General features: G+C 68.8%; 15 protein-coding genes. 8 read left to right on the top strand and 7 right to left on the bottom strand.

Features of this window, described 5'->3' with window-relative positions:
- Positions 1-752: MiaB/RimO family radical SAM methylthiotransferase (locus AB7U92_RS11370; protein WP_428576430.1), on the top strand; the 752-nt coding region annotated here is incomplete at its 5' end.
- A gap of 4 nt (positions 753-756) precedes the next feature.
- On the opposite strand, the gene AB7U92_RS11365 is transcribed toward AB7U92_RS11370, so the two are convergent.
- On the bottom strand, positions 757-1,038 hold the full coding sequence (locus tag AB7U92_RS11365) for a hypothetical protein (protein ID WP_428576428.1): 282 nt from the start codon (positions 1,036-1,038) through the stop codon (positions 757-759).
- Between the two features lie 115 nt (positions 1,039-1,153).
- On the opposite strand from AB7U92_RS11365, the gene hemA reads away from it, so the two are divergent.
- The 6 genes from hemA (at position 1,154) to AB7U92_RS11335 (ending at position 6,157) form a co-directional block, all read left to right on the top strand.
- A complete protein-coding gene (hemA, locus tag AB7U92_RS11360; RefSeq protein ID WP_428576426.1) occupies positions 1,154-2,437 on the top strand; it encodes a glutamyl-tRNA reductase in 1,284 nt (427 codons plus the stop codon).
- Between the two features lie 86 nt (positions 2,438-2,523).
- Positions 2,524-3,606, top strand: a complete 1,083-nt coding sequence (gene prfA, locus AB7U92_RS11355) for a peptide chain release factor 1 (protein WP_428576423.1) — start codon at positions 2,524-2,526, stop codon at positions 3,604-3,606.
- Positions 3,603-4,433 carry a peptide chain release factor N(5)-glutamine methyltransferase gene (gene prmC, locus AB7U92_RS11350; RefSeq protein ID WP_428576420.1) on the top strand — a complete coding sequence of 277 codons (831 nt, stop codon included), beginning with the start codon at positions 3,603-3,605 and terminating at the stop codon, positions 4,431-4,433. The genes prfA and prmC overlap by 4 nt, the downstream gene beginning before the upstream one ends.
- Before the next feature lie 144 nt (positions 4,434-4,577).
- Entirely contained in the window at positions 4,578-5,171 is a 594-nt protein-coding gene (locus tag AB7U92_RS11345) for a hypothetical protein (protein ID WP_428576417.1), read from the top strand.
- A gap of 99 nt (positions 5,172-5,270) precedes the next feature.
- Positions 5,271-5,582, top strand: a complete 312-nt coding sequence (gene grxD, locus AB7U92_RS11340; protein WP_428576415.1) for a Grx4 family monothiol glutaredoxin — start codon at positions 5,271-5,273, stop codon at positions 5,580-5,582.
- Positions 5,579-6,157, top strand: coding sequence for a UbiX family flavin prenyltransferase (locus AB7U92_RS11335; RefSeq protein WP_428576412.1), 579 nt, complete (start codon positions 5,579-5,581; stop codon positions 6,155-6,157). The genes grxD and AB7U92_RS11335 overlap by 4 nt, the downstream gene beginning before the upstream one ends.
- A 1-nt stretch (position 6,158) precedes the next feature.
- On the opposite strand, the gene AB7U92_RS11330 is transcribed toward AB7U92_RS11335, so the two are convergent.
- Positions 6,159-6,779 carry a lytic transglycosylase domain-containing protein gene (locus tag AB7U92_RS11330; protein ID WP_428576409.1) on the bottom strand — a complete coding sequence of 207 codons (621 nt, stop codon included), beginning with the start codon at positions 6,777-6,779 and terminating at the stop codon, positions 6,159-6,161.
- Positions 6,776-8,521 carry a proline--tRNA ligase gene (locus AB7U92_RS11325; protein ID WP_428576407.1) on the bottom strand — a complete coding sequence of 582 codons (1,746 nt, stop codon included), beginning with the start codon at positions 8,519-8,521 and terminating at the stop codon, positions 6,776-6,778. The genes AB7U92_RS11330 and AB7U92_RS11325 overlap by 4 nt, the downstream gene beginning before the upstream one ends.
- A 97-nt stretch (positions 8,522-8,618) precedes the next feature.
- Here AB7U92_RS11325 and AB7U92_RS11320 point away from each other — a divergent pair, with 97 nt between their 5' ends.
- Positions 8,619-9,206, top strand: coding sequence for an RNA pyrophosphohydrolase (locus AB7U92_RS11320; protein ID WP_428576404.1), 588 nt, complete (start codon positions 8,619-8,621; stop codon positions 9,204-9,206).
- 18 nt (positions 9,207-9,224) lie between these two features.
- Here the strand turns inward: AB7U92_RS11320 and proB are convergent, their stop codons facing one another.
- The 4 genes from proB to AB7U92_RS11300 all read right to left on the bottom strand — a co-directional run.
- A complete protein-coding gene (proB, locus tag AB7U92_RS11315; protein ID WP_428576401.1) occupies positions 9,225-10,343 on the bottom strand; it encodes a glutamate 5-kinase in 1,119 nt (372 codons plus the stop codon).
- On the bottom strand, positions 10,340-11,416 hold the full coding sequence (gene cgtA, locus AB7U92_RS11310) for an Obg family GTPase CgtA (protein ID WP_428576398.1): 1,077 nt from the start codon (positions 11,414-11,416) through the stop codon (positions 10,340-10,342). The genes proB and cgtA overlap by 4 nt, the downstream gene beginning before the upstream one ends.
- Positions 11,417-11,516: 100 nt before the next feature.
- Positions 11,517-11,774 carry a bL27 family ribosomal protein gene (gene rpmA, locus AB7U92_RS11305; protein WP_428576395.1) on the bottom strand — a complete coding sequence of 86 codons (258 nt, stop codon included), beginning with the start codon at positions 11,772-11,774 and terminating at the stop codon, positions 11,517-11,519.
- A gap of 33 nt (positions 11,775-11,807) precedes the next feature.
- On the bottom strand, positions 11,808-11,938 hold a 131-nt coding region (locus tag AB7U92_RS11300; RefSeq protein WP_428576433.1), incomplete at its 5' end, for a bL21 family ribosomal protein.

Below are 11,938 nucleotides of genomic sequence, written 5' to 3'. Positions count from 1 at the left end.
TCGGCCAGAACGTCAACGCCTATCGCGGCGCGATGGGCATCAGCGGCGAGATCGCCGATTTCGCCCTGCTGATCGAGTACGTGGCCGAGATCCCCGGCATCGAGCGCATCCGCTACACCACCAGCCACCCGAACGAGTTCACGCAGCGCCTCATCGACGTCTACGCCCGCGTACCGCAGCTGGTGAACCATCTGCACCTGCCGGTGCAGCACGGCAGCGACCGAATCCTGATGGCGATGAAGCGCGGCTATACCGCGATGGAATACAAGAGCACCATCCGCAAGCTGCGCGCGGTGCGGCCGGACATCAGCCTGTCGAGCGACTTCATCGTCGGCTTCCCCGGCGAGACCGAGGACGACCACGCGCGCACGATGAAGCTGATCGAGGACATCGGCTTCGACAGCAGCTTCAGCTTCGTCTACAGCGCACGGCCGGGCACGCCGGCGGCCAACCTCGCCGACGACACGCCGCAGGCGGTCAAGCTTCAGCGCCTGCAGCAGTTGCAGGCGGCCATCGAGGCCAACGCGCGGCACATCGGCGAGTCGCGGGTGGGCACGCTGCAGCGCGTCCTGGTCGAGGGCCCCTCGCGCAAGGATCCTGCCGAGTTGATGGGCCGCACCGAGTGCAATCGCATCGTCAACTTCGCGGGCGCGGCGCGCCTGGTCGGCGAGATGATCGACGTGCGCATCACGCGGGCCTACCCGCACTCGCTGCGCGGCGAGGTGGTGACGGCAGAAACCGTCGCGGCCTGACCGGTCAGGTCCGCGTACCGCGCAGGCCTGCCCACCACAAGGTGAGCGAGCCACAGGCGAGCATCAGCGCGTAGCCGGCCATCTTGCCGTCGCGCTCGAAGATCACCAGCGCGGCCAGCAGCCCCAGCGCACAGCCGCCGATGGCCCAGCCGGCCAGCCGGGCGAAGGCGATCCGGCGCAGTTCACGCCGCCACAGCAGCCGCGCAAGAGCGGTCGTGATCAGTCCGACGCCCAGCGCCGGGGCGAAGAAGTTCAGCAGGTGCCAGAGAGCGTCGAGGGGGCCCATTCGCCAAGGCGGAAGGATCGTGGGAAGATGCGCCGCAGCTTGATGGTGATCAAGCTCGTACAGCCGGCCACTGGAATGATCCCGGGCCACGGGAACGGAATTTTATAATCCGCGCATGAGCGTCTTCGCCCTCGGGCTGAACCACACCACCGCGCCGGTCGATCTGCGCGGCCGGTTCGCGTTCGCGCCCGAGCAGCTCGTGCCCACCCTGCAGGCCTTTCGCGAGCGGTTGCAGCGCACCGGCGAGGTCGCGATCGTCTCCACCTGCAACCGCACCGAGGTCTACGTCGGCGCGAACCCGTCGCTGCTGACCCCGGCGGTGGACTGGCTGGCCCAGCTCGGCGGCGTGAGCAGCCAGACGCTGCGCCAGCATTCCTACGTGTTCGAGGGCAGCCAGGCGGCGCGCCATGCCTTCCGCGTGGCCAGCGGGCTCGATTCGATGGTGCTCGGCGAGCCGCAGATCCTCGGCCAGATGAAGCAGGCTGTGCGCGAGGCCGATTCTGCCGGCACGCTCGGCACCACGCTGCACCAGATGTTCCAGCGCAGCTTCGCGGTGGCCAAGGAGGTGCGCACCTCGACCGAGATCGGCGCGCACTCGATCAGCATGGCCGCCGCCGCGGTTCGCTTGGCGTCGCAGCTGTTCGAAGACCTGCGCGAGACCAAGGTGCTGTTCGTCGGCGCCGGCGAGATGATCGAGCTGGTCGCGACCCATTTCGCGGCGCGCATGCCGAAGGCGCTGGCGGTGGCCAACCGCACGCTGGAGCGCGGCGAGAAGCTTGCCGGCCGCTTCGGCGCCGAGGCGCTTCGCCTGTCCGATCTGCCGGCGCGCCTGGCCGACTACGACATCGTGGTGTCCTGCACCGCGAGCACCCTGCCGATCATCGGCCTGGGCGCGGTCGAGCGTGCGATCAAGGCCCGCAAGCGTCGCCCGATGTTCATGGTCGACCTGGCCGTGCCGCGCGACATCGAGCCCGAGGTGGCCCGCCTGTCCGACGTCTATCTCTATACCGTCGACGACTTGTCGGCGCTGGTGCAGACCGCCGGCGAGAAGCGCCAGGCCGCCGTGCAGCAGGCCGAGGCGATCATCGAGCACGGCGTGCAGGGCTTCGAGCACTGGCTCGGCGAGCGGGAGGCGGTGCCGCTGATCAAGGCGCTGCACCAGCAGGCCGACGACTGGCGCCACGCCGAGATCGCCCGCGCGCGCAAGATGCTCGCCAAGGGCGCCGACGTCGACGCGGTGCTGGAGGCGCTCACCCGAGGCCTGACGCAGAAGATGCTGCACGGCACGATGGCAGAACTGCACGCGGCGGATGCCTCGCAGCGCCTGCAGCTGGCGCATACCGTCTCCAAGCTGTTCCTGCGCCAGAACCCGCGCGACCCCGCCGACGAGCGCGGTTAGCGACACGCTGAGACGCCGCCGGCCGCGCAGGCCGGCCCTATCGCCGGTGCACGCAGGGCACCGCCCTCTCCGCCTCAGCCGTTCCGATGAAAGAGTCCTTCCGCCAGCAGTTCGAGCGACTCGCCCTTCGCCTCGCTGAGCTCGACGCCACGCTCGCCGACCCGCGCATCGCCGTCGACATGAAGCGCTTCCGCGAGCTCACGCGCGAGCATGCGGAAGCGTCGTCGCTGGTGGATCGGTTCCACCTGTTCGAGCAGCGCGAGCGTGATCTCGCGGCGGCGCAGGACATGCTCGACGACCCCGAGATGGCCGCGATGGCGCAGGAGGAGATCGCTGCGGCGCGCGCCGACATCGACCGCCTGCTCGGCGAACTGCAGGCGGCGCTGCTGCCTCGCGACCCCGACGACGCGCGCAACGCCTTCGTCGAGATCCGCGCCGGCACCGGTGGTGACGAATCCGCGCTTTTCGCCGGCGACCTGGCGCGCATGTACCTGCGCCACGCGGAGCGCCGGGGCTGGCGCACCGAACTCATGTCCGAGAGCCCCAGCGAGCTCGGCGGCTACAAGGAAGTGGTGATCCGCATCGAGGGTGAGGGTGTCTACGGTCGGCTGAAATTCGAGTCGGGCGGCCACCGCGTGCAGCGCGTGCCGGCCACCGAGGCGCAAGGGCGCATCCACACCAGCGCCTGCACCGTGGCCGTGCTGCCGGAGCCCGACGAGGCCGAAGAGATCACCCTCAACCCGGCGGACCTGCGCATCGACACCTTCCGAGCCAGCGGCGCCGGCGGCCAGCACGTCAACAAGACCGACAGCGCGATCCGCATCACCCACCTGCCCACTGGCCTGGTCGCCGAGTGCCAGGACGACCGCTCGCAGCACCGCAACAAGGCCAAGGCGATGGCGGTGCTGCAGGCGCGCCTGCGCGACAAGGAACGCAGCGAACGTGCCGCCAAGGAAGCAGCCACGCGCAAAGGGCTGATCGGCAGCGGCGACCGCAGCGACCGCATCCGCACCTACAACTTCCCGCAAGGACGGCTGACCGACCACCGCATCAACCTGACGCTGTACCGCCTGCAGGCGATCATCGATGGCGATCTGGACGAAGTCATCGATGCGCTGCAGGCGGCACAGGCTGCCGAGCAGCTGGCGGCGCTGGAAAGCGGCCAGTGAGCACGGTGCGCGAGGCCATCGGTGCGGCACGGTTGGCCGGGCTGGACCGCCTCGACGCACAACTTCTGCTCGGCCACGTGATCGGCCGCGACCGCGCCTGGCTGCTGGCTCATGACGACGAGACGCTCCCGGCCCGGCAGCAGGCGCAGTTCGACGCCCTTGTGAACCGGCGGCGCCATGGCGAGCCGGTGGCCTACCTGCTCGGCGAGAAGGAGTTCCACGGCCTGGCCCTGCAGGTCGATGCGCGGGTGCTGGTGCCCCGGCCGGATACCGAGGTGCTGGTCGATTGGGCCGTGGAACTGCTGCGTCACGACCTGGCTGGCATCGAGCGCCCTTCGGTCGTCGACCTCGGCACCGGCAGCGGGGCCATTGCGCTGGCCGTCAAGCACGACTGCCCTGCCGCCACGCTCACCGCCAGCGACGCGAGCGCCGATGCGCTGGCCATGGCCCAGGCCAATGCGCGGCGGCTCGGGCTGGCCGTCGAGTGGGTACAGGGAAGCTGGTGGTCTGCGCTGCCGGGCCGGAAGTTCGATCTGGCGCTTTCCAACCCGCCCTACATCGCCGCTGGCGATGCGCACCTGGGGGCCCTGGCAGCCGAGCCCATCGCTGCGCTGACGCCGGGGCCGAGCGGGCTGGAGGCGCTGCGCGAGATCGTCGCCGGGGCCGGGACACACCTGCGCCCTCGCGCCTGGCTGCTGCTCGAGCACGGCTTCGATCAGGGCGAGGCGGTTCGAGGACTGCTGCGTTCCGCGGGCTTCACCGACGTCCAGACCCGACAGGATCTCGGCGGGCAGCCGCGGTGCACCGGCGGGCGCCGCCAGCCTTGACCCAGCACTGTGGCGCGATCGCGTCGCCGGAAAGCGTGGCTTCTTGGCGGAAGTGGCCATGACACCACGCCCAGGGGGGGCTGTGCCCGCACAAGCGGCCGGTTGCGGCGTAGCATGAATCCAGCACTTCACGAGGAGCTGATCATGCAGACTGCCAAGTGGGTACTCACCAGTTCGCTGCTGCTTGCCACGCCGGTCATGGCCGGGCAAGGCGACGGCCTGAAGTGGCAGGACGACAGCGTGACCTGGGCACGCTGGCAGGCGCGGCTGGCGGTCAGCCAGCCGGCGCCGCTGTGGCGCGCCGGCTTCGGCGAGACGGACAGCCAGGGGCTCAAGCCGCGCAGCCTGAGTGTCATGGGCGACTACCTGTTCGCCCGTTCGCTTTCCGATGACGGCCGCGCCAGCGTGTTGCGCGCCACCAGCGGCCTCGTCGTCGGCCCGCGCCCCACGCTGTGGGCCGGTCAGCCCGGCGGCAGTGCCGGGAATCTCGGCTACGACCGCGGCCCCTTCGCCGATCTGCGCAGCGAGCCGGGCGCCCTGCCCTATGTCGGCATCGGTTACAGCGGCCTCGGCGGCCGCAGCGGCTGGAGCTTCAGTGCCGACTTTGGCCTGATGGCCCTGGGGGCCGGCAACGCCATCCGGCTGGGTCGATCCGGCAGCTACCAGGGCTTCGACGATCTGGTGCGCGAACTCCGTCTGACGCCCGTGCTGCAGGTCGGCGCCAGCTACTCGTTCTGAACCTCGCCCAGCTGCGGGGCCTTGATCCAGCCCTGCGGCCGAGGCGGCGCGCATGCCGTATAACCTCGGGCTCTGTCCGATTCCTGCCCGACCCCGACCATGAGCGACGTCCAGACCCGCATCGACGAGATCGTCAAGAACAACCGAGTCGTGCTCTTCATGAAGGGCACCGCGCAGTTCCCCATGTGCGGCTTCTCCGGCCGCGCCGTGCAGATCCTCAAGGCCTGCGGCGTGAACGAGCTGAAGACCGTCAACGTGCTCGAGGACGAAGCGATTCGCCAGGGCATCAAGGAATACGCCAACTGGCCGACGATCCCGCAGCTGTACGTGAAGGGTGAGTTCGTCGGCGGCTCCGACATCATGATGGAGATGTACGAGTCGGGCGAACTGCAGCCGCTGCTGGCCGAATGACCGGCACGCGGCGCGTCGTCGTCGGCATCACCGGCGCGACCGGCGCCGTCTATGCCGTGCGGCTGCTGCACCGGCTGCGCGAGGCCGGGCGAGAGACCCACCTCGTGGCCAGCCCGGCTGGCGTGCTCAACGTGCACCACGAGCTCGGACTCGACCGCAGGGCACTCGAGTCACTGGCCGAGGTCGCCTACTCGCCGGGAGACGTCGGTGCCGCGATCGCCAGCGGTTCATTCGCCACTGAGGCGATGGTGGTGGCACCCTGCTCGATGAAGTCGCTCGCAGCGATCGCGCACGGGATGGCGGACAACCTGCTCACCCGCGCCGCCGACGTCACGCTCAAGGAACGCCGGCGCCTCGTGCTGATGGTGCGCGAGACGCCCTTTAATCTCGCCCACCTGCGCAACATGACGGCCGCCACCGAGATGGGTGCGGTGGTGTTCCCGCCGCTGCCGGCCTTCTATCACCGCCCGTCCAGCATCGACGACCTGGTGAACGACAGCGTCGAGCGCGTGCTCACGCTGCTCGGCGTCGGCGAAGCCGCGCCGAAATCCTGGGGCGGGCTCGGCGCCGGCTGATTCAGCCGTCGGGGTGTAGCCAGGCCTTGCGCGCGCCGAACACGGCGTTCGGATACGGCGCGCGGCCGCGGCTGCCGTTGTAGCGACCGAGTGCCATGAACATGTCGCCGCGCTCGACCTCGAGGTAGTGGCGCAGGATCACGCAGCCGAAGCGCAGGTTGGTCTGCATGTGGAACAGGCTGGCGGGATCACCGTCTCCGATCAGGCGCGTCCAGAACGGCATCACCTGCATGTAGCCGCGCGCGCCGGCCGAGCTGATCGCGTATTTGCGAAAGCCACTTTCCACCTGTACCAACCCGAGCACCAGTGCGGGTTCGAGGCCGGCACGCTTGCTCTCGTACCACAGCGTCTCGAGAAACTCGACCCGCGTGATGTGCTCGGCCTTGCGGCGCTGCAGCCGAGTGCTCATGGCGCCCAGCCAGCGCAGGTAGGCCAGGCGCGCGTCGATGGTGTCGAACGCCGGCCTGGGAGGCGCGCTGTTGGCGATCGCGGCGGAGAGCGCGCCACGCACCGAGTCGGCCAGCGGCTCCTCGACCTGCGCGCCGGCCCGGGCGAGCCCGGGCATCGCCGTCGCCATGGGCGCCATCACGCCGGCCAGCAGCAGCCGGCGCCGCATGCTCATCGCTGCAGCACGCCCTTCAGGTGGGCCGTCACCTCGCCCACCGCCAGCGGCGTGGCCTGCGTGTCCTGCCGGCCCTGGTACTCGACGCGGCCTTCCTTGAGGCCGCGGTCGGAGACCACGACACGGTGCGGGATGCCGATGAGTTCCCAGTCGGCGAACATGGCGCCGGGGCGCTCGCCGCGGTCGTCGAGCATCACGTCGATGCTCATCGCCGCGAGTTCGTCGTGCAGGCCGTCGGCGGCGGCCTTCACGTCGGCGCTGCGGTCGTAGCCGATCGGGCAGATCACCACGGTGAACGGCGCCATGGCATCGGGCCAGGCGATCCCGCGCTCGTCGTGGCCCTGCTCGATGGCCGCTCCAAGGATGCGCGTGACGCCGATGCCGTAGCAGCCCATCTGCATGAGCTGCGGCTTGCCGCTCTCGTCGAGGTAGGTGGCGTTCATCGCCAGGCTGTACTTGGTGCCGAGGAAGAATACGTGGCCGACCTCGATGCCGCGCTGGATCGCGAGGACACCCTTGCCGTCGGGCGAGGGCTCGCCTTCGACGACGTTGCGGATGTCGGCGACCAGGTCAGGTTCGGGCAGGTCGCGGCCCCAGTTCACGCCGGTGTAGTGGAAGTCGGCATCGTTGGCGCCGCAGACGAAGTCGCTCATCGCCGCCACCGTGCGGTCGGCCACCACCTTGACCGGCTTGGCCGTGCCGATCGGCCCGAGGTAGCCCGGCTTGCAGCCGAAGTGGCTCTCGATCTCGGCCACGGTCGCGAAGCGGAAGCCGTGGTTCAGGCCGTGCAGCTTGCCGGCCTTGACCTCGTTGAGCTGATGGTCGCCGCGCACCAGCAGAAGCCAGACGGTCGTCTTGACGACGTCGCCAGCCGCATCGCGCTCGTCGGTGGCCAGCACCAGCGACTTGACCGTGCGCTGCAGCGGCAGGCCGAGCAGCGCGGCCACGTCTTCGCAGGTGCTCTTGCCCGGCGTGGGCGTCTTGCGCAGCGGCTGCGTGGCGGCAGCGCGCGGCGCCTTGGGCGGCAGCGCCTCGGCCAGCTCGATGTTGGCGGCGTAGTCGGAATCGGGGCAGTAGACGATCGCGTCTTCGCCAGTGTCGGCGATCACCTGGAATTCGTGCGAGCGGTCGCCGCCGATCGCGCCGGTGTCGGCCGCCACGGCGCGAAAGCGCAGGCCCAGGCGCTCGAAGATGCGCACGTAGGCGTCGTACATCTGCTGGTAGCTGCGGCCGGCGCCCTCGACATCGCGGTCGAAGGAGTAGGCGTCCTTCATCGTGAACTCGCGCCCGCGCATCACACCAAAACGAGGCCGCCGCTCGTCGCGGAACTTCGTCTGGATGTGATAGAAATTCTTCGGCAGGGCGCGGTAGCTGCGCAGCTCCTGGCGGGCAATGTCGGTGATGACTTCCTCGGAGGTCGGCTGGATGATGAAGTCGCGTTCGTGCCGGTCCTTCACGCGCAGCAGCTCAGGGCCCATCTTCTCGAATCGGCCCGTTTCCTGCCAGAGCTCGGCCGGCTGCACCACCGGCATCAGCAATTCGACGGCGCCGGCGCGGTTCATCTCCTCGCGGATGATCTGCTCGACCTTGCGGATCACGCGCAGGCCCATCGGCATGTAGTTGTAGATGCCCGCGCCCAGCCGCTTGATCAGGCCGGCGCGCATCATCAGCTTGTGACTCACGACCTCGGCATCCGCCGGCGCTTCCTTCAGGGTGGAGACGAAGAACTGGGTGGCTTTCATGGAGGCGTCATCGGGCGGGGATGCGGGAAACCCAAGGGGTTGAAGCCCGTCATGCCGATGCAATAATGATTTGAACTAGCAGAATTCGGGGTTGATTATGCTCGACCGTGAGGGGTTCAGACCCAACGTCGGCATCATCCTGCTCAACCACAAGAACCAGGTCTTCTGGGGCAAACGCATACGGACCCATTCCTGGCAGTTCCCGCAAGGGGGCATCAAGCACGGCGAGACGCCTGAGCAGGCGATGTTCCGCGAGCTCCACGAGGAAGTGGGGCTGAGACCCGAGCATGTCCGCATCGTCGCGCGCACGCGCGACTGGCTGCGCTACGAGGTGCCCGAACACTACATCCGCCGCGATGCACGTGGGCACTACAAGGGCCAGAAGCAGATCTGGTTCCTGCTGCAGCTCGTCGGCCGTGACAGCGACATGAACCTTCGCGCCAGCGATCACCCGGAGTTCGATGCCTGGCGCTGGAACGACTACTGGGTGCCGCTCGAGGTGGTGATCGACTTCAAGCGTGGCGTCTACCAGATGGCGTTGACCGAACTCGCGCGCTTCCTGCCTCGCGCGCACCACCACAACCGCTATTTGCGCTCGGGTCTGCGCCCGCACCATCGCGTCGACGAGGTCAGGCACGACGAACCGCCGGGCCACGAGGAGCCCCCGGCGGAACGCGAGGACTGATTCGCCGCAGTCCCCGGCTCAGACGAGCACGAGGTTGTCGCGGTGGATCATCTCCGGCTCGGCGCTGTAGCCGAGCAGCCGCTCGAAGTCGCTCGACGGCTTGCGGGCAATGAGGCGCGCCTCGGCGCTGCTGTAGTTGGCCAGGCCGCGGGCGATCTCCTGCCCTTCGGCCGAGCGAACGGCGATCACGTCGCCTCGGTGGAACTCGCCTTGCACGTCGATCACGCCGATCGGAAGCAGGCTCTTGCCCTCTGCACAGACCTTCGTCGCGGCCCCCGCATCGACGACAACCGCGCCACGCAGCTGAAGATGATCGGCCATCCACTGCTTGCGCGCGGCCTGCTTCGGCGTGGCGGCGATCAAGGCCGTGCCGATCGCCTCGCCTCCGGCCAGGCGCAACAGCACGTCCGGCTCACGACCCCAGGCGATCACCGTGCTGGCGCCGCTGCCCGCGGCGCGCTTGGCGGCGAGGATCTTGGTGAGCATGCCGCCACGGCCGATGCTCGAGCCGGCGCCGCCGGCCATGCGTTCGAGTTCCGGGTCGCCGGCGCGCGCCTCCTGCACGAGCGTGGCCGCCGGGTCCCTGCGCGGATCGGCGGTGTACAGCCCTTGCTGGTCGGTGAGGATGATCAGGGCGTCGGCATCGAGCAGGTTGGCCACCAGCGCCCCGAGCGTGTCGTTGTCGCCGAACTTGATCTCGTCGTTGACGACGGTGTCGTTCTCGTTGATCACCGGCAGCACCCGCAGGGACAGCAGGGTCAGCAGCGTCGAGCGGGCATTGAGGTAGCGTTCGCGGTCGGCGAGGTCGGCGTGAGTCAAGAGCACCTGCGCGCTGCCCATGCCCTGCTCGCGCAGCTTCGATTCGTAGATCTGCGCCAGGCCCATCTGTCCGACCGCTGCAGCCGCCTGCAACTCGTGGACTTCCTTCGGCCGAGTCGCCCAGCCCAGGCGCTTCATGCCCTCGGCGATGGCACCGCTCGAGACCATCACCAGTTCGCGCCCCTCTCGGGCCAGCTTCGCCATCTGGCGGCACCAGTCACCGATCGCGCGGGCATCCACGCCGCGACCCTCGTCGGTGACCAGGCTCGAACCCACCTTGATGACGATGCGCTGCGCGCCCGCGAGTGCCTGGCTCACGGCGCACCCCGGTCTTCATCGGTCGGCGCGAAGCGCGGATCCGGATCATCGGGCGTCACGTTGCGCAGCTTGGCCACATGCTCGTAGACCGCACGCACCAGCGGCTCGCAGCCTTCGCGAGTGAGCGCGGAGATCTGGAAAACCGGGCCCTTCCAGCGGAGGCGGCGCACGAACTCGCTGACGCGCTTCGCACGCTCCTCCTCTGGAACCATGTCGAGCTTGTTGAGCACCAGCCAGCGCGGCTTGGCATGCAGCGCCGCGTCGTACTTCTTCAGTTCGGCGACGATTGCCCGTGCCTGTGCGACAGGATCCACCGATTCGTCGAACGGCGCGAGGTCGACCACATGCAGCAGCAGATGGGTGCGCTGCAGGTGGCGCAGGAAGAAGTGACCCAGGCCCGCACCTTCGGCGGCACCCTCGATCAGGCCGGGGACGTCGGCCACGACGAAGCTCTGCTCCGGGCCCACGCGCACCACGCCGAGATTGGGATGCAGCGTGGTGAACGGGTAGTCGGCGATCTTCGGCCGGGCGTTCGAGATTGCCGCGATGAGCGTCGACTTGCCGGCGTTGGGCATGCCCAGCAGGCCCACGTCGGCCAGCACGCGCAATTCCAGCTTGAGCTTGCGCTGCTCGCCAGGCCAGCCCGGCGTCTTCTGCCGCGGGGCGCGGTTGGTGCTGCTCTTGAAGTGGAGATTGCCGAAGCCCCCGTCACCGCCCTTGGCCAGCAGCACCTTCTCGCCGGGCACGAGCAACTCGGCGATCACCTCGCCGGTGTCGACATCGGTGATGATGGTGCCCATCGGCATGCGCAGCACGATGTCGTCGGCCGCCGCGCCGTACTGGTCGGAGCCGCGGCCGGCTTCGCCGTTGCGAGCCTCGTGGCGGCGCGCATAGCGGAAGTCGATCAGCGTATTGAGGTTGCGGTCGCCGACGGCGAACACGCTCCCGCCCCGCCCGCCGTCACCACCGTCGGGCCCGCCGAACGGAATGAACTTCTCGCGGCGAAAGCTCGCACAGCCGTTGCCGCCATTGCCGGCAATCACATCGATGGTGGCTTCGTCGACGAACTTCATGGTGCTGGACAGAGGACCGAATGGTAGTGCGGCCCCGGAAACGACAAAGCCCCGGCGAGCCGGGGCTTCGCTGGACGGGTCGCGGGCGCGACCGCGTCCGTCAGGCGCCGACGACGCTGACCGTGTGGCGGTTCAGCGGGCCCTTGACGGCAAACTTGACCTCGCCATCGACCAGCGCATACAGCGTGTGATCCTTGCCCACGCCGACGTTGGTGCCAGCATGAAACTTGGTGCCGCGCTGGCGCACGATGATCGAACCGGCCGGCACGGTCTGCCCGCCGTAAACCTTGACGCCGAGCATCTTCGGCTTCGAATCACGGCCGTTTCGGGTGGAACCGCCGCCCTTTTTCTGTGCCATGTTCTGACTCCTAGTGGTGAGTGACTGTCAGACTCAGGCGCTGACCGCGCCGATCTGCAGTTCCGTGAAAGCCTGACGGTGACCGCCATGCTTCTGATAGTGCTTGCGGCGACGCATCTTGAAGATGCGCACCTTGTCGTGCTTGCCGTGAGCCACGACCGTGG

The organism is Piscinibacter sp. (genome assembly GCF_050175855.1).
Lineage (GTDB): Bacteria > Pseudomonadota > Gammaproteobacteria > Burkholderiales > Burkholderiaceae_C > Piscinibacter.
Note: the sequence above shows the minus strand (reverse complement) of the source record. Positions and strands in the feature narration are given on the sequence as shown.

Excerpts from the sequence above, each read along its gene's own strand:
- AB7U92_RS11365 (WP_428576428.1), bottom strand. The coding sequence starts at position 1,038 with ATGGGCCCCCTCGACGCTCTCTGGCACCTGCTGAACTTCTTCGCCCCG.
- hemA (WP_428576426.1), top strand. The coding sequence starts at position 1,154 with ATGAGCGTCTTCGCCCTCGGGCTGAACCACACCACCGCGCCGGTCGAT.
- prfA (WP_428576423.1), top strand. The coding sequence starts at position 2,524 with ATGAAAGAGTCCTTCCGCCAGCAGTTCGAGCGACTCGCCCTTCGCCTC.
- AB7U92_RS11345 (WP_428576417.1), top strand. The coding sequence starts at position 4,578 with ATGCAGACTGCCAAGTGGGTACTCACCAGTTCGCTGCTGCTTGCCACG.
- grxD (WP_428576415.1), top strand. The coding sequence starts at position 5,271 with ATGAGCGACGTCCAGACCCGCATCGACGAGATCGTCAAGAACAACCGA.
- AB7U92_RS11335 (WP_428576412.1), top strand. The coding sequence starts at position 5,579 with ATGACCGGCACGCGGCGCGTCGTCGTCGGCATCACCGGCGCGACCGGC.
- AB7U92_RS11330 (WP_428576409.1), bottom strand. The coding sequence starts at position 6,779 with ATGAGCATGCGGCGCCGGCTGCTGCTGGCCGGCGTGATGGCGCCCATG.
- AB7U92_RS11325 (WP_428576407.1), bottom strand. The coding sequence starts at position 8,521 with ATGAAAGCCACCCAGTTCTTCGTCTCCACCCTGAAGGAAGCGCCGGCG.
- AB7U92_RS11320 (WP_428576404.1), top strand. The coding sequence starts at position 8,619 with ATGCTCGACCGTGAGGGGTTCAGACCCAACGTCGGCATCATCCTGCTC.
- cgtA (WP_428576398.1), bottom strand. The coding sequence starts at position 11,416 with ATGAAGTTCGTCGACGAAGCCACCATCGATGTGATTGCCGGCAATGGC.
- rpmA (WP_428576395.1), bottom strand. The coding sequence starts at position 11,774 with ATGGCACAGAAAAAGGGCGGCGGTTCCACCCGAAACGGCCGTGATTCG.